We start from the raw sequence: 22,376 nt of genomic DNA, 5'->3' as shown, positions 1-22,376 counted from the left end.
GGCGAATCGGCGGGCATGGTAGCGCGGATGCGGCGCGGTCAGCGCCGGTGGCGGCGCCGCAGGACCGAAGGCCGTAATGCGGCACGCGCCGGCACGAACGCCCGCGCGCGGGCGGGGCTCAGCGCTCGACGATCGCCACCACGCCCATGCCGCCGGCGGTGCAGATCGAGATCAGCGCGCGGCCGCCGCCGCGTTCGACCAGTTGCTTGGCGACGGTGGCGACGATGCGCGCGCCGGTCGCGGCGAACGGATGGCCGGTGGCCAGCGACGAGCCCACCGGGTTGATCCTGGCCGGATCGATCTGCCCCAGCGGGGCGTCCAGGCCGAGCCGGGTGCGGCAGTAGTCCTCGCTCTCCCAGGCGCGCAGAGTGCACAGCACCTGCGCGGCGAAGGCCTCGTGGATCTCGTAGATGTCGAAGTCCTGCAGGCGCAGGCCATGGCGCTTGAGCATCTCCGGCACGGCCACGGTCGGCGCCATCAGCAGGCCTTCGCCATGCACGAAATCCACTGCCGACACCTGCGCATCGCGCAGGTAGGCCATCGGCACGTGGCCATGCGCCTGCGCCCATTCTTCCGAAGCCAGCAGCACCGCGGCGGCGCCGTCGGTCAGTGGGGTCGAATTGGCGGCGGTCAGGGTGCCGCGGCCGCTGACCTTGTCGAAGGCCGGCTTCAGCGTGGCCAGCTTCTCCAGCGAGGTGTCCGCACGCAGGATGTTGTCGCGCTCCACGCCGCGGAACGGCGCGATCAGGTCGGCGAAGAAGCCGCGCTCGTAGGCGGCGGCCAGCTTGTGGTGCGAGGACACCGCCCAGGCGTCCTGCGAATCGCGCGAGATGTTCCACTGCTTGGCCATGTCCTCGCAGTGGTCGCCCATGCTCTTGCCGGTGCGCGGCTCGGCCACGCCCGGAAACTCGGGCTTGAGCTCGGCGAACTTGAAACCGCGGGTCAGCGCGCGCAGCTTGTCGCCGGTGCTCTTGGCGCGGTTGGCCGCCAGCAGCCGCGCGCGCAACTTCTTGCCGTAGACGATCGGCACTTCGGAGGTGGTGTCCGAGCCGCCGCCGATGCCCGATTCGATCTGCCCCAGCGCGATCTTGTTGGCGACGGTGATGATGCTGTCCAGGCTGGTGCCGCAGGCGCGCTGCAGGGTGATGCCCGGAGTCAGCGGCGACAGACCGGACGACAGCGCCGCTTCGCGGCCCAGGTTCCAGTCGCTGGAATGCTTGATCACCGCGCCCATCGCCACTTCGCCCAGCTGCTGCCCGTGCAGCCCGTACCGCTCGACCAGCGCGCCCAGCGTGCGCACCGACATGCCGAGGTTCCCGACATCCGCATACGCCGTGTTCTGCCGGCAAAACGGAATGCGGACGCCGCCGAGAATGGCGACGGGACGGGCTGCTGGCATGGGATTACCTCGCGCGAGGGGAGTCGGGGACATGGCCTGCACGGTAGCGCAGGCATAATGAAGCGAGTGTAGCTATGCGCCCGCAACGGGCCAACCGCCAATCCCATGACCCAAGCCTCCGCCAATCGCCACGCCCACGGGGTGATCGCCCTGGAACTGTCCTCCGGGCGCGAGCCGGCGCATCCGGCGCTGCCGCACACGCTGGCCGCCGAGCTGGCCGAGAAGGTCGGCCGCGATCTGGCGCAGCTGGTGCCAGCGGTGCGCGACCTGGAACTGAGCCTGGCCGGCGCGCATTTCGATCCGGCCGAAGCGCTGCGGCCGGGCTGGCCGCTGCATCGGCGCCTGGAGGAACTCGCCGCCCGCGCGCCCGGCCGTCACGACGGGCCGCGGCTGCTGGCCTTCGGCACCGATGCAGACGGCAGCGTGCCGCTGCCGTTCCAGGCCGACCCCGGTCTGCGCGGCGGCGCGTTGCGGGTGGTGCCGTTCCTGCTCAGCGGCCCCGCCGACACCGTGCAGGCCGTGGCCGAAGCGCTGGAGGAAGTGCTGCTGGCGCAGGGCATGGCGCAAGCGGACACCGCGCTGCTTGCGCAGCAGGGCTTCGGCGCGCAGATCGAGCACGCCCGTTACCTGACCGGCAACGACCTGGCGGCGATGATGTCGATGCAGTACGACAACCAGGGCCTGGCGCCGCTGTGGCCGCTGATCGAGACCGCGCTGCTGGCGCCGGACCAGGAAGAATGGCTGCAGGCCCCGCCCGAGCCGCTGCTGCGCTACCGCGGCGGCGAAGTGCGCATGGCGCTGTTCGATCCGGCCAGTTGGTGCGCGCACTACGCCTACGATCGCCAGGACTGCGAGCGCCTGCAGCGGGTCTACGAGCAGTACCTGGCACGCCAGCGGCAACTGGCCGCGGTGCTCGAGGCCCACGGCCTGCCGGTGCTGTACGTGCATTGCGAGAGCGGCCAGGACGCCAAGCAGGCGTTGCTGGCGGCCTGAGCCGCGTTGGCAGATCCACTGGCGCGTCACCGCCCGACCGCAGCAACCTGGCCATCGGTGATCTTCGGGCGGACGCGCTGCGCGGAGAACACGATGCCGGGCTGACGCGGCAACAGGCGGCTGCACCGGCATGTCGCGCCATCGGCGGCGCTGTCCGGGCACCGTGGGATTGCAGCGGCGCAGACGAGTTTGATTTCCAGCGAGGACACCATGCACACCGTGTTGACCGTGGAAGCGCTGTGCGCACGTCAGCAGGCGGGCGAACACCTCAAGTTCGTCCACTTCTGGGGGCATACCCCGAAACAGGCCGGCGCCATCGACCGCAGTTGCTTCAGCCAATGGTTCGAGGCGCCCTTCGTGCTGGATTCGGTGACCTACCCCACCGCCGAGCATTACATGATGGCCGGCAAGGCGCGGCTGTTCGGCGATTCCGCGGCCTGTGCCCGCATCCTGGCCGCGGCGCATCCCGGCGAGGTCAAGGCGATCGGGCGGGAGATCCAGGGTTTCGATGAATCCATCTGGCGCGACGCCCGCATGCAGTTGGTCATCGCGGGCAACCTGGGCAAGTTCGGCCAGCATGCGGCGCTGAAAACCTTCCTGCTCGGGACCGGCGACAGGGTGCTGGTCGAAGCCAGTCCGGTCGACCGGATCTGGGGCATCGGCCTGGCGGCGGACGACCCACGCGCAGCCGATCCCACGACGTGGCAGGGCGAGAACCTGCTGGGCTTCGCCCTGATGCAGGTCCGCCGGCAACTAGCGGAATCACATTCTCGCTGAGCGCGACACACGCCGCCGCTCTGCGGCATCCCGCCGCGATCCGGCGCGATTGCGCCGTTTGCCGGATATCAGCGCCGATCAGGCACGTCCAGATCCAGGAAACGGAAGATGGCGGCGCCCGCAACGCGGACGCCGCCCATGAGAACGTCCAGCGTGCGCTTACTGCGCCGGCGCCGCCGCCGCGTCGCCCTTGATCACGCCGCAGGCCAGGCGCCCGCCGGCGTTGCCGGTGGGCTGGCTCTTGTAGTCGTCCGGGTCGGCGTGGACGATCACCGCGTGGTTGAGGATGTCGAAGCCGTCGCCCTTGCCGATGTTGACGTTGTTGGACACCGCCGCATCGATGGTCGCCTTGCCGTCGGCGTCGGCCTTGAGGTTGGGCATGTCGCCACCGTGGTGCGGATCGCTGCCGACCTGGCCGTGCTCGGTCTTGGCCGGGTTGAAGTGGCCGCCGGCGCTGCTGCCGTCGGGCGCGCTGCAATCGCCGAACTCGTGGATGTGGAAGCCGTGCTCGCTGTTGGGCTTGAGCCCGGTGATGGTGCCGGTGACGTGCACCGCGCCGTCGACGGTGGTGAACTTGACCTCGCCCGCCACTTCGTTGCCCTGGGTCGGGCTGAGCGCCGCGCTGGCGCTGCCGGTGGCGTTGGTGGCGGCCGGCGGCGCGCTCGCGGCCGGTGCGGCGGCAGGTTCGGGGGTCGCCGCCGGCGTGGCAGCGGGTTCTTCGCGCTTGCAGGCGCTCAGCGCCAGGGTGGTGGCCAGGAACAGCAGACCGGGAAGGGTACGACGCATGGGGTTCTCCTTCGTTGCAGAGCCGCGGAATGCGGACGGACCTCCCAGGCGGACCCGGGCGGAAGTAGCGATGCGAGGTCAGCGCAGCGGACGGATCACGCCGCAGGCCACGCGCGCGCCGGCGTTGCCGGCCGGCTGGCTGCGGTAGTCGTCCGGATCGGCATGCGCGACCAGCGCGCGGCCGACGATGTCGTTGGCCGCACCGCCGCCGAGTACCACGCCGTGCAGCAGCACGTCGATCTGCGCGGTGCCGTCGGCATTGGCGTTGAGGTTGTCCATGTCGCCGGCGTGGTGCGGACCGTTGCCGGCGCGGCCATGTGGCGCGCCGAGGGGATTGAAATGGCCGCCGGCGCTGCTGGCGTCGGCCGCGCTGCAGTCGCCGCGCTCGTGCACGTGGAAGGCGAAGCTGCGGTTGGGCTGCAGGCCGCCCAGCATGCCGGTGATGCGCACGCCGCCGGGCGCGGCGACCAGCGACAACTTGCCGCTGACCAGGCTGCCGGAGGCCGGCGCCAGCACAGCCTGCGCCTGCTGCACGGTGCCGGCGCTGGCCAGCGGCGGCGCCTTTGGCGGCGGCGGTGGCGGGGCCTTGGGCGGCGCGCTGCTGCACGCGGCCAGCATCAACAAGGCACTCGCGGCGAAGGGCAATCCATAACGCATCGACATCGGCTCCTGTGGCAGGGCGAAACTAGAGGGGCAGCCGTGCAGACCTCATGAAGGCGCACGGGGCGCAGTCTAATCGGCGGGATTGGGGATTGGGGATTGGGGATTGGGGATTGGGGATTGGGGATTGGGGATTGGGGATTGGGGATTGGGGATTGGGGATTGGGGATTGGGGATTGGGGATTGGGGATTGGGGGTTGGGGGTTGGGGGTTGGGGATTGGGGATTGGGGATTGGGGATTGGGGATTGGGGATTGGGGATTGGGGATTGGGGGATTGGGGATTGGGGATTGGGGATTCGGGATTCGGGATTCGGGATTCGGGATTCGGGATTCGGGATTCGGGATTCGCAGGAGCGTAACGCCACGCGGTTCGGCACGATGGCCCGTGCACCACGCCGCACCACGCGTCCCATGCAGCGGGCGACGCCCGCCCGCGCATGGGACCGCCGTTGCGAATCCCCAATCCCCAATCCCGCTCCTCAGCGCCGCCGCCGCCCGGGCCCCAGCTTGCGGGTGACGGTGTTGCGGCCCACGCCCAGGCGGGCGGCGGCTTCGGCGCGGCGGCCCTGGGTGAAGCGCAGCGCCACTTCCAGCAGCGCCTTGTCGAAGCGTTCGCGGGCCTCGGCATGCAGGCCCTCGGCGCCGTCGGACAGGCGCTGCTGCGCCCAGGCCGACAGTTGCGCGTCCCACTCGCCGCCGTCGCCGCTGCGCTCGCGGCGGCCGCCGCGCAGCAGGGCGGCTTCGACGTCGCCGGCATCGATGATCTCCGCCGGCGCCAGCGCGGCCAGGCGCCAGCACACGTTCTCCAGTTCGCGCACGTTGCCCGGCCACGGATAGGCGCGCAACGCGTCCAGCGCCGCCGGCGCCAGCCGCTTGGGCGGGGTGTCGAGCTTGCGCGCGGCCATCGCCAGGAAGTTCTCGGCCAGTTGCGGCACGTCGGCGCGGCGCTCGCGCAGCGGCGGCAACTGCAGCCGCACCACGTCCAGGCGGTGCAGCAGGTCGGCGCGGAAGCGGCCCTGTTCGACCAGCGCCTCCAGGTCCTGGTGGGTGGCGGCGATCACCCGCACGTCGACCCGGATCAGTTCGCGGCCGCCGACGCGGAAGAATTCGTTCTCGGCCAGCACGCGCAGCAGCCGCGTCTGCAGCGGCAGCGGCATGTCGCCGATCTCGTCGAGGAACAGGGTGCCGCCGTCGGCCTGCTCGAAGCGGCCGATATGGCGGCGCTGCGCGCCGGTGAAGGCGCCGGCCTCGTGGCCGAACAGTTCGCTCTCCAGCAGCTCGGCCGGGATCGCGGCGGTGTTGAGCGCCACGAACGGCTTGCGCGCACGCGGCGACTCGGTGTGCAGCGCGTGCGCGACCAGTTCCTTGCCGGTGCCGGTCTCGCCGTTGATCAGCACCGACAGCGGCGCCTGCGCCAGCCGGCCGATGGCGCGGAACAGTGCGCGCATCGCCGGGGTGTCGCCGATCAGTTCGGTGCTGCCCTGCCCGGCCGGCGCCACCGCCGGCGCCGCGGCGATGGCGCTGCCGGGATCGGGCAGCGCGCGTGCGGCCAGCGCCACCGCGTCGTCCAGGTCGAACGGCTTGGACAGGAACTCGTGGGCGCCGCCGCGAAACGCGCCGGCGGTGCTGGCCACGTCGGTGTAGGCGGACATCACGATCACCGGCAGTTGCGGATGCGCGGCCTTGAGCTTGTCCAGCAGTACCAGGCCGTCGTCGCCGGGCATGCGCACGTCGGTGAACAGCAGGTCGGGCATGGGCCGCTGCGCCAGCGCCTGCAGCGCGGCGGCGGCGCTGTCGAAGCCGTCGACGCTGTAGCCTGCGTCGCGCAGTGCGGTGGACAGCACGAAACGCACCGAACGGTCGTCGTCGACCACCCAGATTCGTTGCGTTCCTTGCAGGGCGTCGGTCATCGCGGTGCTCCTAATCGGTATCCGCCGCGCTCTGCGGCAGCAGCAGGGTGAACACGGTGTGGCCGGGGCGGGAGCGGTAGGTCAGCGAGCCGGCATGCTCGCGCGCCACCTGCTGCGCCAGCGCCAGACCCAGGCCGCTGCCTTCGGCGCGGCCGCTGACCAGCGGCAGAAACAGGTGCTCGGCCAGTTCCTCGGGCACGCCGCGGCCGTCGTCGACGATCTCCAGGCGCAGGCCGCGCGCGTGCACGCGATCGCGGATGCGCTGGCCGTGCTCGACGCGGGTGCGCAGGGTGACCTGCGCAGCGCCGGCCTGGATCGCGTTGCGCACCAGGTTCCACACCGCCTGGGTGAGGCGGTCGGCATCGCCGAGGAATTCGGGGATGCTGGGGTCGTAGTCGCGCTGCAGGCGCACCGACCAGCCGCCTTCGTTCTCGGCCAGGCGCAATACCCGCTCCAGCACCGCGTGGATGTTGAGCATGGCGTGCGGACGTGCCGGCGCCGGCGACAGCAACTGGTCGAGCAGGCTGTTGAGGCGCTCGATCTCCGCGCCGATCAACTCGATCAGTTCGCGTTCGTCCTCGTCGCGGTGCTGGGCACGGCGCGCCAGCAGTTGGGCGGCGCCCTTGAGCCCGGCCAGCGGATTGCGCAGTTCGTGGGCCAGACCCTTCAGCGCCGCGCTGAGCGCGTTCGGCAGGGCCTGCGCCGGGTCCGGTGTGGGGAATTCGTCGACCGGGTGCGCTTCCAGCAGCCAGCCGCCGTCGTCCAGCCGCGACAGCCAGCCTTCGGCGAAGCGCGGGGGTTCGCCGGGCACGGCCAGGGCCATGCGGTGCAGGCGCAGCACGTCGCGCTCGTCGTTGCGCAGGAACCGCGCCAGCGCATCGCCCTGCACTTCCAGCGAGGCCAGCGGCTGGTCGAGCAGGCGCCGCACGCTGACCCCGAGCCAGCGCGCGAAGGCGGGATTGGCGCCGCGCAGGCGGCCGTCGCCATCGGCCCAGACCACCGGGGTGCCGAGGGCGGAAAGCGGGGGCGGCGTGGTGTTCATGAGCATTGCACCAATGTAGTGCAAAGCCAGGCAGGCGGCACGGGCGAGCGGCGCACGGCGTGGCCCCTGCCCTGGCGGACGGCGCGGCGTGCGGCCGGCTGTCCACCAGTGGATGGTGCCACCCGGCCTTGCATCACGACGCAACCAGGAATCTTGCGGAAAGCCGGGGGTGTGGCGAGGCGAATGGCCACGCGGAATACCTCGATCTTTTGAGAATGGCCGGCGCTTCCCCCCAGGAAGCGCCGGCGAAGGCCGCGGTCGCGCGGACCGGCCACCAGCTCCGGCCACACGTACTGCGACAAGGCCCGCGACCGCCGTCGCGGGCCGGCGAAACTCACAACTCGTAGGCGGATTCGCCATGCGAGGTGATGTCCAGACCCTCGCGCTCGGCGTCTTCCGGGACGCGCAGGCCGATCACCAGCTTGGCGATCAGGAAGCCGACCACCGAGACCACGCCGATCCAGCCCACGGTGATCAGCACGCCTTCGGCCTGCACCAGCACCTGCTTGCCCATGGTCATGCCCTCGGCGTAGCCCATGCCGCCCAGCGCCTTGTCGGTGAACACGCCGGTCAGGATTGCGCCGACGATGCCGCCGACACCGTGCACGCCGAACACGTCCAGGGTGTCGTCGGCGTTGAGCAGCTTCTTCAGCCCGGTCACGCCCCACACGCAGATCACGCCGGCGGCCACGCCGATGGCGATCGCGCCGAACGGCCCCACGGTGCCGGCGGCGGGGGTGATGCCGACCAGGCCGGCGACCATGCCCGAGGCCACGCCCAGCGCCGAGGACTTGCCCTTGATCACCTTCTCCGTCAGCGACCACGCCAGCACCGCCGCGGCGGTGGCCAGCAGGGTGTTGAGGAAAGCCAGTGCGGCGGTGGCGTTGGCTTCCAGCGCCGAGCCGGCGTTGAAGCCGAACCAGCCCACCCACAGCAGCGAGGCGCCAACGAAGGTCAGGGTCACGTTGTGCGGCTTCATCGCGGTGTGGCCGAAGCCCAGGCGCTTGCCGACGAAGTAGGAACCGACCAGGCCGGCCACGCCGGCGTTGATATGGACCACGGTGCCGCCGGCGAAGTCCAGCGCGCTCCTGCTGAACAGGAAACCCGGGGTCGACCACACCATGTGCGCCAGCGGCAGGTAGCCGAAGGTGAACCAGATGACCACGAACAGCAGCACCGCGGCGAACTTCACCCGCTCGGCGAAGGCGCCGACGATCAGCGCGCCGGTGATGCCGGCGAAGGTCAGCTGGAAGGCGACGAACACGTACTCCGGCAGCTTGAAGCCCTTGGAGAAGGTGTCGGCCAGCGTGGTGGTGTCGACGCCGGCCAGCAGCGCCTTGTGCAGCGTGCCGATGAACGGACCGCCGTCGGCGAACGCCAGGCTGTAGCCGTACACCACCCACAGCACCGCGATCAGCGAGAACACCACGCCGACCTGGATCAGCACCGACAGCACGTTCTTGGCGCGGACCATGCCGCCGTAGAACAGCGCCAGGCCGGGCACCACCATCAGCAGCACCAGCAGCGTGGAGGTGAGCATCCAGGCGACGTCGCCCTTGTCCACCACCGGCGCGGCAGCGGCCGGTGCCGGTGCGGCGGCCGGCGCAGGCGGCGGCGTCAGTTGTTCGGTGACCACGTCCGGCGTCGGCGCCGGGGTGACTTCGGCCTGGGCGAAGGCGTTGCCGGGCACGCCGACCGCCATCGCGCTGACCAGCATCAGCATGCATACCGCGTAGAACCGGGCCTTCCACCCGGCGAACAGACCTGTCTTCATGAAGGGCTCCAAGGTGGGGTTAGAGCGCATCGGCGCCGATTTCGCCGGTACGGATACGGACGACCTGCTCGATGGCGGTGACGAAGATCTTGCCATCGCCGATCTTGCCGGTGCCGGCCGCGCCCTGGATCGCCTCGACCACGGCATCCAGACGCTCGTCGGTCACCACGGTCTCGATCTTGATCTTGGGCAGGAAGTCGACGACGTATTCGGCACCGCGATACAACTCGGTGTGGCCCTTCTGCCGACCGAAGCCCTTGACCTCGGTGACGGTGATGCCGGACACCCCAGCCTGCGACAAGGCCTCGCGGACCTCGTCGAGCTTGAATGGCCGGATGATGGCGGTGATCAGTTTCATGCGCATACCCCGTTGGTGGAAGGAACCGGCCGCCGAAGGCCGGCCGGCACTGAGCCCATCGACCGCGCCGCGAACGGCGCGGTTACTGCTGCGCGATGCGTTCCGTGGATCACGCCGTGGCCCACCGCACCGAAGGTGCGGCGGCAACGGCGACGTGGGAGGGAACGTGGCCCACGGCACGCAAGCGCTCTGTTGCGCGGTACATCCCCTGGTCAATCGATGACGCAATAGCGGGCGCGGACCACCTGCGCGGCTCCCCAGCCGGGCAGGTGGCGGCGATGGCGAAGGAGGGAGGGGAAGCCTTCGCCATCGCCGCGCGTGGAACTCAGTTGGCGTAGTACAGCTGGTATTCCAGCGGGTGCGTGGCCGCGCGGAACTTGGTCACTTCCTGCATCTTCAGCGCGATGTAGCCGTCGATGAAGTCGTCGGTGAACACGCCGCCGGCCTTGAGGAACTCGCGGTCGGCGTCCAGCGCTTCCAGCGCCTGATCGAGGCTGGAGCACACCTGCGGGATCTGCTTCTCTTCTTCCGGCGGCAGGTCGTACAGGTCCTTGTCGCTGGGCGCGCCCGGGTCGATCTGGTTCTTGATGCCGTCCAGGCCGGCCATCATCAGCGCGGCGAAGGTCAGGTAGCCGGACTGCAGCGGATCCGGGAAGCGGATCTCGATGCGGCGCGCCTTCGGGTTGGACACCCACGGAATGCGGCACGAGGCCGAACGGTTGCGCGCCGAGTAGGCCAGCATCACCGGCGCCTCGAAGCCCGGGACCAGGCGCTTGTAGCTGTTGGTGCCGGAGTTGGTGAAGGCGTTGATCGCCTTGGCGTGCTTGAAGATGCCGCCGATGTACCACAGCGCCATCTGCGACAGGCCGCCGTAGCCGTCGCCGGAGAACAGGTTGGTGCCGCCCTTGGCCAGCGACTGGTGCACGTGCATGCCCGAGCCGTTGTCGCCGACGATCGGCTTGGGCATGAAGGTCGCGGTCTTGCCGTTGCGGTAGGCGACGTTCTTGATGATGTACTTCATCATCATCAGTTCGTCGGCCTTCTTCACCAGCGAGTTGAACTTGGTGCCGATCTCGCACTGGCCGGCGGTGGCCACTTCGTGGTGGTGCACCTCGACTTCGATGCCGACCTGCTCCAGGGTCTTGCACATCTCGGCGCGCAGGTCCTGCAGCGAGTCGGTCGGCGGCACCGGGAAGTAGCCGCCCTTGACCGCCGGACGGTAGCCGCTGTTGCCGCCTTCGATCTTGCTGCCGCTGCTCCAGGCCGCTTCCTCCGAATCGATCTTGAAGAAGGTGTGGCCCATCTCGTTGCCGAAGCGCACGCCGTCGAAGATGAAGAATTCCGGCTCCGGGCCGAAGAACGCCTGGTCGGCGATGCCGCTGGACTTCAGGTAGGCCTCGGCGCGCTTGGCCACGCCGCGCGGGTCGCGGCCATAGCTCTGCATGGTGGCCGGATCGAGGATGTCGCAGGTCAGCACCAGGGTCGGATCGGCCATGAACGGATCGACGAAGGCGGTGTCGGCGTCGGGCAGCAGGACCATGTCCGACTCGTTGATGCCCTTCCAGCCGGCGATCGAGCTGCCGTCGAACATCTTGCCTTCCTCGAACAGCGACGGTTCGATGATGCTGACCGGGAAGGTGACGTGCTGCTGCACGCCGCGCATGTCGACGAAGCGCAGGTCGACGAACTCGATCTTGTTGTCCTTGACCAGCTTCTCAATAGTTTCCGCAGACATTCGATGCAACCTCGGGTTGTGAAGGGCGTGGGCGAGTATCAGCAATCGCCATGCCAAGCGTGTGGCACTCACAAGCCCTTGATTCTGCTGAAGCGTGCACGCGAACGATGCAAATGCACTGCACTTTCGTGGTGCATTCACACCTGAACGCACCAAATTTGTGCGCCAGGCGGATGCTCTATCCTTGCGCAGCGTCCCCTCCCCCCAAAGCGACCCTCTCCTCCATGAGCGATCTGTTGTCGGCCCTGCTGCTGGGCATCATCGAAGGCCTGACCGAATTCCTGCCCATCTCCAGCACCGGGCACCTGTTGATCGCCGAGCGCTGGCTCGGCCACCGTTCCGACTTCTTCAACATCGTGATCCAGGCCGGCGCGATCCTGGCCACCACCCTGGTGTTCCGGCAGCGCCTGTGGGATCTGGCCACCGGCCTGGGCGACCGCGCCAACCGCGACTACGCCTTCAAGCTGGGCGCGGCCTTCCTGGTGACCGCGGTGGTCGGCCTGGCGGTGCGCAAGGCCGGCTGGCAGTTGCCCGACAGCGTGCAGCCGGTGGCATGGGCGCTGGTGATCGGCGGCGTGTGGATGCTGGTGGCCGAGTACTTCGCTGCGCGCCTGCCGGAGCGCGAGACGGTGACCTGGACGGTGGCCATCGCGGTCGGCCTGGCGCAGGTGGCGGCCGGCGTGTTCCCCGGCACCTCGCGGTCGGCGGCGACGATCTTCCTGGCGATGCTGCTGGGCCTGAGCAAGCGCTCGGCCGCGGCCGAGTTCGCCTTCCTGGTCGGCATTCCGACCATGTTCGCGGCCAGCGCGTACTCGTTCCTGGAGCTGTACAAGGACGGCGGCCTGGGCAGCGAGAACTGGGGCGACGTGGCCCTGGCTTTCGTCGCCTCGATGGTCACCGGCTTCGTGGTGGTGAAGTGGCTGCTGGGCTACATCAAGTCGCACCGCTTCACCGCCTTCGCGGTGTACCGCATCGTGCTGGGCGCGGCGCTGCTGCTGTGGTTGCCGGCGGCGTAAGGGGTTACGTCGGCGAGGCGCTTCGCGCCCCGGACCCTCACCCCAACCCCTCTCCCGGCGGGAGAGGGGCGACGGCTCTTCCCTTCTCCCGCCGGGAGAAGGTGCCCCGCAGGGGCGGATGAGGGTCCGGGCGAAGCCTCGCAATGACAGCTTGGCCAGGCGCTTCGCGCTCCGACCCTCACCCCGACCCCTCTCCCGGCGGGAGAGGGGCGACGGCTCTTCCCCTTCTCCCGCCGGGAGAAGGTGCCCCGCAGGGGCGGATGAGGGTGCGGGCGAAGCCTCGCAATGACAGTTTGGCTAGGCGCTTCGCGCCCCGACCCTCACCCCAACCCCTCTCCCGGAGGGAGAGGGGCGACGGCTCTTCCCTTCTCCCGCCGGGAGAAGGTGCCCCGCAGGGGCGGATGAGGGTACGGGCGAAGCCTCGCAATGACGGATCGGCTAGGCGCTTCGCGCTCCGACCCTCACCCCGACCCCTCTCCCGGGGGGAGAGGGGCTTTTGCCGCTCACTTCGCGGCCGGATTGAGGCTGTAGGTGCCGTGCAGGCTGGCTTCGGCCAGCACATGGCCCTGCATCGCGCGCAGGGCGTCGGCGGCGGTGAAGCGTGCCGGCACGTCCAGGCGCGCCACATCCAGCGCGAACAGGCGGAAGAAGTAGCGGTGCACGCGCAGGTCGTTGGCCGGCGGGTACGGGCCGTCGTAGCCGGTGTAGTCGCCGCCCATCGCCGCATCGCCGGCGAACCAGTCGGTGTAGCTGTTCAGCCCCTGCCGCGCGCCGTCCAGGCCGGGCGGTTGCGGCTTGCCCTTGGCCACCACGCCGTCGCTGGCGCTGCCCTCGGCGATCTCCCGCAGGTCGGCGGGCAGATCCACCGCCACCCAATGCACGAATTCGGTGCGCGGTTGTTCGACCGGGATCTGCACGTCGTCGCGGCCGACCATTTCGGCCACGGTCGGCACGTCCGGATCGACGCACAGCAGCACGAAGGACTGGGTGCCGGCCGGCACCGCGTCCCAGGCCAGGTGGGGATTGCGGTTGCCGCCGAAGCCGTCGGCCTGGCCCATCGCGTAGGTCGCGGCAATGGGCTGCCCCGGCTGGATGCTGTCACTGCGAAGACGCATGCGTGAATCTCCTTGGGGAATCAGGTTTCAGGGTAGCCAAGGCGCACCGCGACCGGCGTCAGCAGCGCGAAGGCCGCGGACAGCGGTGCGGCGTAGGCGCGCCAGTGGCCGGCGGCCAGGCGCGGCGGGCCGACCGTGGCGATGGTCGGGAACGCCACGCCGAACGCCTGCTCCAGCGCCGCCGCCACGCCGGCCGGATCGTGCTCGGTCCCGTCCAGGCGCACCAGGTGGTGCGGATACAGGTCCTGCTCGTGCAGGTCGGCGACCTGCGCCAGCACCGCCGCCAGCCAATGCGCGCCGGTCTCCGGCGAGGCCAGGCCCAGCGGCGCCGGGGCACCGTTGGCCAGCCAGTCCAGCAGCATGTCGCGCGGGTCGCGCAGCACGATCAACAGCCGCCCTTCCGGCAGGTGCGGGCGCAGCGCGCGCAGCAGCGCGTTGTCCCACCACAGCAGCCAGTCGACGATGTTGCCGTCGCCGACGCCGCGCGCCGGCAGTTGCGCGCGCCACTCGGCGACCAGCGCCGCACCGTCAAGGGCGCCGCTGTCCAGTTCCTCGACGCTGCGGAAGCGCTGCAGGCCGTCGGTCGGCGGCTGCGGGCCAAAGCGGTCGCCGCGCAGCACCGGGCTGGCCGCGTCGATCACCGCGATCACCCGCTCCACGCCGCTGCCCGGCGGACCCCAGACGAACAGCGGGCGCGCCTGGTTCTGCGGGTCGACCGCGCCCAGCGGCGGCCACTGCGCCGGGGCCTGGCCCAGCGGCGGCAGCGGCAGGCGGTGCGGCAACTGCTCCTCCTGGAAGGCCACCCAGGTCGCCAGCGCGTCTTCCGGACGCCCGGCCGCATCCTGCACCGCCGCCAGCCACGGCCGCACCACGGTGCGGTCGCGTTCGGGCATGCGCTGCATCAGGCCGCGCACGTGGGCGATGGCGGCATCGTGCTCGCCGCGCTCCAGCAGCGCCTCGACCAGGCGTTCCTCGCCGCTGAGCCGGCCCGGTTCCAGCGCCACGATGCGCTGCGCCACGGCCTCGCCCTGGTCGCGCTCGCCGGCCATGTCGTGCACCCGCAGCTGCGCTTCCAGCGCCGGCACGTGCGCCGGCATCGCCGCCTGCCAGCGCGCGATCAGCGCGCGCGCCTCGGGGCCGCCCACCGGCTCCAGCGCCAGCCGCGCCAGCCACAGGTCGTGGGCGTCGGTGGTGGTGGCCAGCGCCGCTTCCAGGGTGGCGCGGGCGTCGTCGATCGTGCCCAGGCGCTGCCAGGCGATCAGCGCGGCGTGCAGGGTACGGCGATCGGCCGGGGCCACCGCCAGGGTGCGGCGCAGATGCTCCAGCGCCTCGGCCGGACGGTCGGCCTGCAAGGCGTACTCGCCGGCCAGCCGGCGCATGTTGGCGGTATCGCCGGCCGGAGCGGCCAGCACCGTCTCCAGCGCGGTGATGGCGTCGTCCAGGCGGCCCTGGCGGTAGGCCAACTGCGCGACCAGCGCCATCATCGCCGCGCCGGTGCCCGGAGTGAGCGCGGCGACGCGGCGGAACGCGGTCTCGGCGAAGGCGAAGTGCTGCTTGTCCAGATAGGCGAAACCCAGCGCGTAGAGCAGGCGCGGATCGTCCGGCAGCGCATTGCTGGCGCGCGCGAGCAGCGCCAGCGCGCGGTCGGCGTCGCCGCGGCGCAGCGCCAGCATGCCGTCCACGCCGAGCAGTTGCGGATGCTCCGGCTGCAGGCGCGCGGCGGTGCGGCTCAGCCGCTCCACTTCGTCCAGGTCGCCGCGGCCCAGCGCCAGGTGCGCACGCATCACGTAGGCGAGAAATTCGTTGGGATCCAGCGCCGCGGTCTGCGCCAATGCGTCCTCGGCCTGGGCCAGGTCGTTGGCGCTGACCAGCATGCCGGCGTGCAGCAGGTGCAGGCTGGCGTCTTCCGGCGCCAGCGCGATCGCGCGGCCGATGCTGTCCAGGGCGGCGGCGGTCTCGCCGTGCTGCTGCTGCGCCAGCGCCAGCCAGCGGAAGGCCTGCGGGTCGTCGGCGGCCTCGGCGGCCCAGGTCTGGGCGAGACGCAGCGCGTCGGCGGTGTCCTGGCGGCGCAGGGCGTCGAGAATGGGCTCGTGCATGGAGTTCCGGCTCGGGGCAAACCCGCATTGTAGCGGGAGCATCGGGCCGCCCTGCGCGGGCGCCTGCGGCCAGCCGGCGGGCACGGCGGGCGGCGTCGGACCGCGCGGAAGCGGCCGTGTCGCCGACGCTGCGGGCGGACCGAGGCGACCAGGTGTGCGGAGCATGCCGGGCGCAGATGACCCGTGCGCCGGGCAGCGCTACGTGGTGGTGGCGGCGATGCGGGAACGGCGCAAGGAGTGTCGACGCGTGCCGCGCCCGGGAATCGCGATGCGGCCACCCTGCTGACCGCCTGCCGCGCGCCGGCGCGGGCGAGGTCGCCCGCCCGCCAGCGCGCCACCGCCGCTTAGGCCTCCACCAACCCCTCGGTCAGCCGTTCGGCCACCCAGCGTTCGGCGAAGCCGTCGCCACGCGCGTTCTCGATGAAGCCGCAATGGCCGCCCCAGCGGGCGATCTCCAGCCGCGCGATGTCGGGCAGGCGCCAGCTGCGGAAGTCGTCCAGCGGAATCACCGGATCGTCCTCGGCCATCAGGATGTCGGCCGGCACGCGCAGATCGAGCAGGCGCTCGCCGGCGATGCAGTAGCTGTCGAAGTAGGCGTCCAGGCTGGCGAAGCCGGCGTGGCGCTCGGCCAGCCAGGCCATCAGCCCGCGCATGTCCAGCGCCAGGGTGGCGTCGTCGTAGCCGTGGCGGTCGGGGAACAGCTCGCGCTTGCGCAGCAGCGACTCGCGCCATTTGCGGCGGAAGTACCAGTCGTAGAACTGCGGGCCGTTCTCGATCCGCTGCATGGTGGTGGCCGGGTCCAGCAGCGGGCACACCGCGGCCACGTGCTGCAGCGGCAGACCCGCGGCCGGCGCGCGCAGCGCCAGGCGCAGGGCGAAATTGCCGCCCAGCGAGTAGCCGGCCGCGAGCAGGGTCGGCGCCGGGAAGCGCTGCCACAGGTCGCAGGCGGCGTTGACCACCTCGTCCAGGCGCTCGGAGTGGAACAGGTCCACGTTGAGGTGGTGGGTGCCGCCGTGGTCGCGGAAGTTGAGCCGGAACACCTGGTAGCCCAGCGCCAGCATCTTGGCCGCGGTCAGGCGCATGTAGCTGGAATCGGCGCTGCCTTCCCAGCCGTGCAGCAGCAGCACGGTGCCGCGCGGCGCGGCGCCGGCCGGCACGCTGAGCCAGCCTTGCAGGCGCACGCCGTCGCCGCCGTCGAGGATGTGCGAGGTGGTGGTGGCGCCGCTGGCGGCGAGCAACTGTTCGCCACGGCGCACGCGCAGCAGGCTGGAACCCAGTACCGATTGGACGTGCGGGTTGCGCAGCCAGCGTGGGGGAGAGTAATCGGTCGCGTTCATGGGCAGCGAGCTTGCGCCTGTCGACTGGAGTAATCGGTCAAGCGCAGCAAGGGCAGTGTCCCGGTGTTCAGGGTTGTGCCATCGCCGTGACGATGCGCGAACGCGAGATCTCGGCGATACGCCGGCGCCCTTCCACGTCCTGCAGCCGGATCGGCTCCAGGAAATGCACCTCGGCCACCCGCCCCGGCTCGCCGAGCAGGCGCAGGAAGTTGGCGAAGAAACTCTCGTGCGGGCCGAAGGCGACGATCTGCTGCGCCGAGCCGCCGGCGCCGTAGCGCAGCGCCACCGGCTGCACCGCCACCTCGGCCTCGACCGCGGCCTGGAAGATGCGCGCGTGGAACGGCCCCACGTCCTGGCCGCTGCGGGTGCGCCCTTCCGGGAACACGCCGACCGAGCAGCCGGAGCGCAGCCGCTCCAGCATCGCCTGCAACACCCCGCCCAGCGACTCGGTGCTGCCGCGCTGATGGAAGATGGTCTGCCCGCGCGCGGCCAGCCAGCCGACCAGCGGCCAGCCGGCGATCTCGCGCTTGGCGACGAAGCCCATCATGCGCTGGCTGTGCAGCATCACGATGTCGATCCAGCTGACATGGTTGGCGACGAACAGCACCGGGTTGGGCAAGGGCGCGCCGATGCGGCGCACGCGCAGGCCGAAGATGCGCAGCAGCCAGGTCGACCACCAGCAGACCATACGGTCGCCGAAGGATTCGGTGCCGGCGCGGCCGGGCGACAGCGCCATGCACACCAGCAGGAACGGCAGCGACAACAGCACGTGCAACGCCAGCAGCGGCACGCGGTAGCCGTAACGGACCCAGCGCAGCGCCCCACCGTATTGGCGCATGGCGGGTGGGGAGAACTCGCTCATTCGAACAAGGGTACCGGAAGCGGGGGCCTAGCGGAGAATTGTGTCACCCCGAAGACGCCGCCGCCGGCGCCGCGACAGCGCCTGCGACGCAGGGTTCAGCCCGGAGCCGGACTCAGCCGCGGTCGACCACCGCCAGGGTCAGCCGCGACACGCACACCGGCTTGCCGGCCGCGTCCTCGATGTGGATCTCCCACACCTGCGTGGTCCGGCCCACGTGCAGCGGCCGCGCGGTGCCGGTGACCACGCCGCTGCGCGCGGCGCGCAGGTGGTTGGCGTTGATTTCCAGGCCCACGCAGATCCGCCCCGGCCCCACGCACAGGTTGCCGGCGGTGCTGCCCAGGCTCTCGGCCAGCACCACCGACGCCCCGCCGTGCAGCAGCCCGTACGGCTGCCGCGTGCGCGCGTCCACCGGCATCGTCGCCCGCAACCAGTCCGGCCCGGCCTCGGTGAAGACGATGCCCAGGTGCGCGATCAGGGTGTCGCGGCAATCGGCGTTGAGGGCGGCGAGATCGGCGGGTTCGCGAAAGGGCATTGGGAGGCCGGGATTGGGGAGTCGGGATTGGGGATTGGCAAGAGCGGCACCCCGCGGCGGACATTATCGCGCCTGCGCGAAGCATCCGGTCGCGGGAACCTGCTTTTACGAATCCCCAATCCCGACTCCCCAATCCCTGCCCCTCAAAGAATCGGCACCAGCCCCGAGCCGAACGCGGTCAACATCCGCACCAGCAGCCACTTCGGGCCGACGTTGACCTCGGGGAAGTCGCCGACGGCGCTGTAGCAGCGGTGGAAACCGGGGTCGCGCCGGGTCAGCGGCGCCGGGCAGTCGGGGCCGGGCTGGAATTCGTAGTCGGTAGCGTAGCGCCACGGCCAGAAGTCCAGCACCGGCAGCGCCTCGGAGACCTTGCCCATGCTGTAGTTCAGGCCCGACAGCACCGGCGGCTTGACCCGCGGCGCCACCACCCAGGAGTTCTCCGGCTCGATGTCGCGGCCGATGCTGGCCGCCAGCGCCTGCGCGAACGCCGGATCGTCGACGATCACCGCGCCCTCGGTGTTGTAGGTCTCGCTGCGCGGGTCGAAGTTGTGGGTGCCGATCACGCCGACGCGGCGGTCCACCACCAGCGACTTGGCGTGCAGGCCCATGCGCGCGCCTTCGCGGGTCACCGGCAACGGCCGGTTGGCGATGCGCCGGCTCAGGTAGGACGGGCGGGTCTCGGTGCGCAGCACGCGGCGCGCGACCTGGCTGCCGTCGGCGCGGTTGCCGGGGGGCCCGCCACTGCCGCTGCCGAGCAACGAACTGCGCCCGGCGGCGCTGCCGCCCAGCAGCGTGTTGCGCCCGCTGCCGGCATCGCCACCGCCGCTCTCGCCGCTGGCCGACGCGGACGGCAGCTCGCCCTGCAGCGGCGCCGGCAGCAGGTTGGCGTAGTCCACCGGCGCATCCAGAGGGAACGGCTTGTATTCGTAGATGTCGAAGCCCAGCTCGCGCAGGTTGCGGCGCTTGTACTTGTAGGACAGCGCGTACACCACCGGGTTGTCGGTGGCGGCCAGGCTGTTGGTGGCCACCACCACGCGCGGCGGCGGGGTGCGCTTGCGCAGGTCGCGGAAGATCTCCTGCGCCGGGTCCGACAGCACCAGGTACGGCGTCTGCAGGATGATCTCCTCGCGCGCCTCGGCGATCAGCCGATCGAGCCTGGGCGCGGTCGAGATGGCCTTGGGGCCGTGCTCGCGACGGTGCTTCTGCGGCAGGTCGGCGACGTAGTCCACATGCTTCACCGGCAACGCCGGCAGCACGAAGGCGTTCTCCACGAAGGCCGGATCGGACGCTTCCTCGCTGACCCGCTGCACCCGCTCCGGGCGCAGGAACTGCGCCGGCGGCATCGCAGGCACGCCCTCGCGCAGCAGCAGCTTGCCGACGTCGTTGAGCCGCGCCACCGGCACGCTGCGCCGGGCCGCCCAGTAGGCGTCGAAGTTGGCGGCCATCGACCGCGCCACCGGACCGGCCACCAGCACGTCGCGGTCGCGGAAGTTGTACTCGGCGTCCCAGTCGTAATAGTCGTCTTGGTAGTTGCGCCCGCCGACCACGCCGATCGCATCGTCGATCACCAGCAGCTTGTTGTGCATGCGCTGGTTGAAGCGGCGGAAGCAGCACAGCACGCTGGCGGCGTAATGGAAGTAGTTGGGCTTGGCCAGGCCGAAGGTGGGGTTGTAGATGCGCAGCGAGAAGTTCTCGTGCGCGCCGGCCAGGGCGCCGAGGATCTGCAGGTCGGAGATCGCCGAGAGCTGGTCGATCAGCACCCGCACCTGCACGCCGCGCCGCGCCGCGGCCAGCAGTTCGTCCATCACCAGCCGCGCGCTGTCGTCCTTGTCGAAGATGTAGGTCTGCAGGTCGATGCTGCGGCTGGCGCTGCGGATCAGGTTGACCCGCGCCACCAGCGCCTCTTCGCCGTGGTCGAGGATGGTGGCGTAGTGCCGCGGCGCGCCGTCGCCGGACTGGGTGAAGGCCTTGCCGGCCAGCCCGCGCAGCGGCGAGGCCAGCGCGCAGTGGTCCCCGCGCGTGCAGTCGACCTGGCGGTCGCGCGCAGCCTCGGCGATCGCCACGGCACGGCCGTGCTGCGCCTGCGACAGGCTCGCGCAGCCGCTGCCGAGCAGCAGCGCCACCACCACCAGCACCCGCATCCATTGCGATGTCACCGAGTGGCCGCCTCGGTCAGGCGTGCGCGCAGCACGAAGGTGACCCGGTCGCTCAAGGCCAGATCCCACTTGTCCATTCCGTAACGTCCACGCAATACCGTACCGCGGCTGATGACGTCGCAATCATAGCCTGCGCGGGTGCATGCGGCCGGCATGACGGTCAGCGTCTCGGCGTGGCTGATCCCGCGGATGCTCAGGATGCCGGGGATCGGCCCGCCCTTGCCCAGCACCTGCGGCGAGAACGGCTGCGAGTCGAAGGACACGGTGGGATAGCGCGGCGCGTCGAAGAAATCCTCGCCGCGCATCCAGCCGGTGTAGCGCGGCTTGCCGGGGATTTCCACATAGGCGGTGAACAGGCGCAGGTGCACCTGATGGCGCCCATCGGGCAGCACGTGCACGGTGCCCTCGTAACGCGGGAAGAAGCCTTCGATGCGTTGGCCGAAGCGGGTGCGGATCTCGAACCCGAAGCGCGACTGTGCCGGGTCCAGCGCGTACTCGCCGGGCGCCAACAAGGCCGGCGTCACCTGCGCACAGGCAGTGGCGCACCACAGACACAACGGCAGCAGCGCGGCGCACAGCGCCGGCCGCAGGGACCTGCGCAGCAGGCTCAGGGCCACCAAAACGCGGTCAATCGCGCCACGCCCGGCTCGATCGCCGCGTCGTGCGGGACCCCGAGCACGGCGATGCTGGCGGTGGGCATGCCGCGGTAGTCGCCGGACTGGCCGCTGTGCATCAGCGCCGCCAGCCGCTCCAGGCCCGGGTTGTGGCCGACCAGCAGCAGCCGCTCGACGTCGCGGTGGCCGTCCAGCAGATCGGCCAGGGTGCCCGAGGTGGCCTCGTAGATGCGCGGCTCCAGGCGCTGTTCGACGTAGCCGGTCAGCTCCAGCACCGCCTCCAGGGTCTCGCGCGCGCGCCGCGCCGGCGAACACAGCACCCGGTCCGGCACCAGCCGCTGCTCCAGCAGCCAGCGCCCGGCCGCCTCGGCCTCGGCCAGGCCGTGCGGCGACAGCGGCCGGTCGAAATCGGCCTGGCCGGTGTCGGCCGGTTCGGCGTGGGCATGGCGCAGCAGGATCACTTCTCGCAAAACGATGGTCATCGGTCAGGCCTTCTTGAGCCACTTGAGCAACGGTTCCCAGTCCTGCTGGTGATCGCGGACCTGGACGGAGTGGTAATCGAACAGGCTGCGGCCCAGCCCCACCAGCACCACGTAGGCCTGGCTGTCGCGCAGTTGCGCTACCACCGGGTAGGGCCATTCGCCGAGCATCTGCAGCGCCTGCTGGGTGGCGTTGGTCCAGGGCTTGCTGCGGTTGAGCACCAGCCCCACCGGCAGCTTGCGCTGGTGCACCCGCGGCACCTTGGCCAGGGTGTTGAGGAAGCCGACGGTGGCCTCGATGTCCAGCGCCGACGGCATCACCGGCACCACCACCGCGTCGGCCTCGTCGAGGAAATGGCCCAGATCCTCGGCCATGGCGCCGGCGGCGGCATCGACGATCACCCGCTGCGCGTCGTCGGGCAGCGCCGCGCGCCAGCTGCGCTTGCGGCTGGCGTCGATCGGCAGCACCGCGCTGTCCAGCCCGGCACGGCGTTCGGCCCAGCGGGTCGAGGAGCCCTGCGGATCGGCATCGGCCAGCACCGTGCGCTTGCCTGCCAGCGCGTAGGACGCCGCCAGGTGCGTGGCGACCGTGGTCTTGCCCACGCCGCCCTTGGAGCCGGCCACCAGGATCGTCTTCATGCACGCCTCGCTTCCGGGGGAAGAAGCCGGAGCGTACACCGGCCCCACGTCAGCCGGTAGTCAACATGCAGCATGCCAGCCGGCAGCACGCCGCC

General features: G+C 70.8%; 20 protein-coding genes. 3 read left to right on the top strand and 17 right to left on the bottom strand.

Translation table 11 applies throughout. From position 1 onward, the window contains the following. Positions 1 to 118: 118 nt before the first annotated feature. The gene (locus PG878_RS01070; RefSeq protein ID WP_209030391.1) at positions 119 to 1,399 is read right to left on the bottom strand and encodes an acetyl-CoA C-acetyltransferase; all 1,281 of its coding nucleotides are present in this window, start codon (positions 1,397 to 1,399) and stop codon (positions 119 to 121) included. A gap of 105 nt (positions 1,400 to 1,504) precedes the next feature. On the opposite strand from PG878_RS01070, the gene PG878_RS01065 reads away from it, so the two are divergent. Together PG878_RS01065 and ybiA are read left to right on the top strand one after the other, a co-directional pair. Further along, positions 1,505 to 2,392: a hypothetical protein gene (locus PG878_RS01065; protein ID WP_209030390.1), complete on the top strand. Its 888-nt coding sequence runs from the start codon at positions 1,505 to 1,507 to the stop codon at positions 2,390 to 2,392. A gap of 210 nt (positions 2,393 to 2,602) precedes the next feature. After that, positions 2,603 to 3,169 (top strand): riboflavin biosynthesis intermediates N-glycosidase, encoded by a 567-nt coding sequence (gene ybiA, locus PG878_RS01060; protein ID WP_209030388.1) that lies wholly within the window; start codon positions 2,603 to 2,605, stop codon positions 3,167 to 3,169. A gap of 159 nt (positions 3,170 to 3,328) precedes the next feature. Here the strand turns inward: ybiA and PG878_RS01055 are convergent, their stop codons facing one another. The 7 genes from PG878_RS01055 to glnA all read right to left on the bottom strand — a co-directional run bounded on the left by PG878_RS01055 (position 3,329) and on the right by glnA (position 11,435). Beyond that, positions 3,329 to 3,955 carry a superoxide dismutase family protein gene (locus PG878_RS01055; RefSeq protein ID WP_209030387.1) on the bottom strand — a complete coding sequence of 209 codons (627 nt, stop codon included), beginning with the start codon at positions 3,953 to 3,955 and terminating at the stop codon, positions 3,329 to 3,331. Positions 3,956 to 4,033: 78 nt separating this feature from the next. Then, a complete protein-coding gene (locus PG878_RS01050) occupies positions 4,034 to 4,612 on the bottom strand; it encodes a superoxide dismutase family protein (RefSeq protein ID WP_209030386.1) in 579 nt (192 codons plus the stop codon). 483 nt (positions 4,613 to 5,095) lie between these two features. Beyond that, positions 5,096 to 6,526, bottom strand: coding sequence for a nitrogen regulation protein NR(I) (gene ntrC / locus PG878_RS01045; protein ID WP_209030385.1), 1,431 nt, complete (start codon positions 6,524 to 6,526; stop codon positions 5,096 to 5,098). Between the two features lie 10 nt (positions 6,527 to 6,536). Further along, positions 6,537 to 7,574: a two-component system sensor histidine kinase NtrB gene (locus PG878_RS01040; protein ID WP_209030384.1), complete on the bottom strand. Its 1,038-nt coding sequence runs from the start codon at positions 7,572 to 7,574 to the stop codon at positions 6,537 to 6,539. Between the two features lie 328 nt (positions 7,575 to 7,902). Then, complete coding sequence (amt, locus tag PG878_RS01035) at positions 7,903 to 9,342, bottom strand: ammonium transporter (RefSeq protein ID WP_209030383.1); 1,440 nt, start codon at positions 9,340 to 9,342, stop codon at positions 7,903 to 7,905. 19 nt (positions 9,343 to 9,361) lie between these two features. Next, positions 9,362 to 9,700, bottom strand: a complete 339-nt coding sequence (locus tag PG878_RS01030) for a P-II family nitrogen regulator (protein ID WP_010341076.1) — start codon at positions 9,698 to 9,700, stop codon at positions 9,362 to 9,364. 325 nt (positions 9,701 to 10,025) lie between these two features. Beyond that, complete coding sequence (gene glnA / locus PG878_RS01025) at positions 10,026 to 11,435, bottom strand: type I glutamate--ammonia ligase (RefSeq protein WP_019800784.1); 1,410 nt, start codon at positions 11,433 to 11,435, stop codon at positions 10,026 to 10,028. Positions 11,436 to 11,659: 224 nt separating this feature from the next. Between glnA and PG878_RS01020 the strand changes: the two genes are divergently transcribed. Further along, positions 11,660 to 12,451: an undecaprenyl-diphosphate phosphatase gene (locus PG878_RS01020; protein WP_209030382.1), complete on the top strand. Its 792-nt coding sequence runs from the start codon at positions 11,660 to 11,662 to the stop codon at positions 12,449 to 12,451. Between the two features lie 503 nt (positions 12,452 to 12,954). Here PG878_RS01020 and PG878_RS01015 read toward each other — a convergent pair. The 9 genes from PG878_RS01015 to PG878_RS00975 form a co-directional block, all read right to left on the bottom strand. Continuing rightward, positions 12,955 to 13,566, bottom strand: coding sequence for a YbhB/YbcL family Raf kinase inhibitor-like protein (locus PG878_RS01015; protein WP_209030381.1), 612 nt, complete (start codon positions 13,564 to 13,566; stop codon positions 12,955 to 12,957). 20 nt (positions 13,567 to 13,586) lie between these two features. Beyond that, positions 13,587 to 15,662, bottom strand: coding sequence for a tetratricopeptide repeat protein (locus PG878_RS01010; RefSeq protein ID WP_209030380.1), 2,076 nt, complete (start codon positions 15,660 to 15,662; stop codon positions 13,587 to 13,589). A 344-nt stretch (positions 15,663 to 16,006) separates the two neighbouring features. Beyond that, positions 16,007 to 16,999, bottom strand: coding sequence for a YheT family hydrolase (locus tag PG878_RS01005; protein ID WP_209030379.1), 993 nt, complete (start codon positions 16,997 to 16,999; stop codon positions 16,007 to 16,009). A 67-nt stretch (positions 17,000 to 17,066) separates the two neighbouring features. Continuing rightward, positions 17,067 to 17,861, bottom strand: a complete 795-nt coding sequence (locus tag PG878_RS01000; RefSeq protein ID WP_209030378.1) for a lysophospholipid acyltransferase family protein — start codon at positions 17,859 to 17,861, stop codon at positions 17,067 to 17,069. 112 nt (positions 17,862 to 17,973) lie between these two features. Next, positions 17,974 to 18,393 carry a hotdog fold thioesterase gene (locus PG878_RS00995; RefSeq protein ID WP_209030377.1) on the bottom strand — a complete coding sequence of 140 codons (420 nt, stop codon included), beginning with the start codon at positions 18,391 to 18,393 and terminating at the stop codon, positions 17,974 to 17,976. Positions 18,394 to 18,536: 143 nt separating this feature from the next. After that, entirely contained in the window at positions 18,537 to 20,534 is a 1,998-nt protein-coding gene (locus PG878_RS00990; protein WP_209030597.1) for a phospholipase D family protein, read from the bottom strand. A gap of 11 nt (positions 20,535 to 20,545) precedes the next feature. Beyond that, entirely contained in the window at positions 20,546 to 21,166 is a 621-nt protein-coding gene (locus tag PG878_RS00985) for a YceI family protein (protein ID WP_209030376.1), read from the bottom strand. Further along, entirely contained in the window at positions 21,157 to 21,633 is a 477-nt protein-coding gene (locus PG878_RS00980) for a SixA phosphatase family protein (RefSeq protein WP_209030596.1), read from the bottom strand. Before PG878_RS00980 ends, PG878_RS00985 begins: the two co-directional genes overlap by 10 nt. A gap of 15 nt (positions 21,634 to 21,648) precedes the next feature. Then, positions 21,649 to 22,281, bottom strand: a complete 633-nt coding sequence (locus tag PG878_RS00975; RefSeq protein ID WP_010340933.1) for a ParA family protein — start codon at positions 22,279 to 22,281, stop codon at positions 21,649 to 21,651. Between the last annotated feature and the right edge of the window lie 95 nt (positions 22,282 to 22,376).

It is taken from the genome of Xanthomonas hawaiiensis, from assembly GCF_031834635.1.
GTDB classification, from domain to species: domain Bacteria; phylum Pseudomonadota; class Gammaproteobacteria; order Xanthomonadales; family Xanthomonadaceae; genus Xanthomonas_A; species Xanthomonas_A sacchari.
Note: the sequence above shows the minus strand (reverse complement) of the source record. Positions and strands in the feature narration are given on the sequence as shown.

Coding starts and splice junctions, on each gene's coding strand:
- ntrC (WP_209030385.1), bottom strand. CDS start 6,526: ATGACCGACGCCCTGCAAGGAACGCAACGAATCTGGGTGGTCGACGAC.
- amt (WP_209030383.1), bottom strand. CDS start 9,342: ATGAAGACAGGTCTGTTCGCCGGGTGGAAGGCCCGGTTCTACGCGGTA.
- PG878_RS01010 (WP_209030380.1), bottom strand. CDS start 15,662: ATGCACGAGCCCATTCTCGACGCCCTGCGCCGCCAGGACACCGCCGAC.
- glnA (WP_019800784.1), bottom strand. CDS start 11,435: ATGTCTGCGGAAACTATTGAGAAGCTGGTCAAGGACAACAAGATCGAG.
- PG878_RS01050 (WP_209030386.1), bottom strand. CDS start 4,612: ATGCGTTATGGATTGCCCTTCGCCGCGAGTGCCTTGTTGATGCTGGCC.
- PG878_RS01005 (WP_209030379.1), bottom strand. CDS start 16,999: ATGAACGCGACCGATTACTCTCCCCCACGCTGGCTGCGCAACCCGCAC.
- PG878_RS00995 (WP_209030377.1), bottom strand. CDS start 18,393: ATGCCCTTTCGCGAACCCGCCGATCTCGCCGCCCTCAACGCCGATTGC.
- PG878_RS01055 (WP_209030387.1), bottom strand. CDS start 3,955: ATGCGTCGTACCCTTCCCGGTCTGCTGTTCCTGGCCACCACCCTGGCG.
- PG878_RS01070 (WP_209030391.1), bottom strand. CDS start 1,399: ATGCCAGCAGCCCGTCCCGTCGCCATTCTCGGCGGCGTCCGCATTCCG.
- PG878_RS00990 (WP_209030597.1), bottom strand. CDS start 20,534: ATGCGGGTGCTGGTGGTGGTGGCGCTGCTGCTCGGCAGCGGCTGCGCG.
- PG878_RS01030 (WP_010341076.1), bottom strand. CDS start 9,700: ATGAAACTGATCACCGCCATCATCCGGCCATTCAAGCTCGACGAGGTC.
- PG878_RS01000 (WP_209030378.1), bottom strand. CDS start 17,861: ATGAGCGAGTTCTCCCCACCCGCCATGCGCCAATACGGTGGGGCGCTG.
- PG878_RS01040 (WP_209030384.1), bottom strand. CDS start 7,574: ATGCTCATGAACACCACGCCGCCCCCGCTTTCCGCCCTCGGCACCCCG.
- PG878_RS01015 (WP_209030381.1), bottom strand. CDS start 13,566: ATGCGTCTTCGCAGTGACAGCATCCAGCCGGGGCAGCCCATTGCCGCG.
- PG878_RS01020 (WP_209030382.1), top strand. CDS start 11,660: ATGAGCGATCTGTTGTCGGCCCTGCTGCTGGGCATCATCGAAGGCCTG.
- PG878_RS01065 (WP_209030390.1), top strand. CDS start 1,505: ATGACCCAAGCCTCCGCCAATCGCCACGCCCACGGGGTGATCGCCCTG.
- ybiA (WP_209030388.1), top strand. CDS start 2,603: ATGCACACCGTGTTGACCGTGGAAGCGCTGTGCGCACGTCAGCAGGCG.
- PG878_RS00975 (WP_010340933.1), bottom strand. CDS start 22,281: ATGAAGACGATCCTGGTGGCCGGCTCCAAGGGCGGCGTGGGCAAGACC.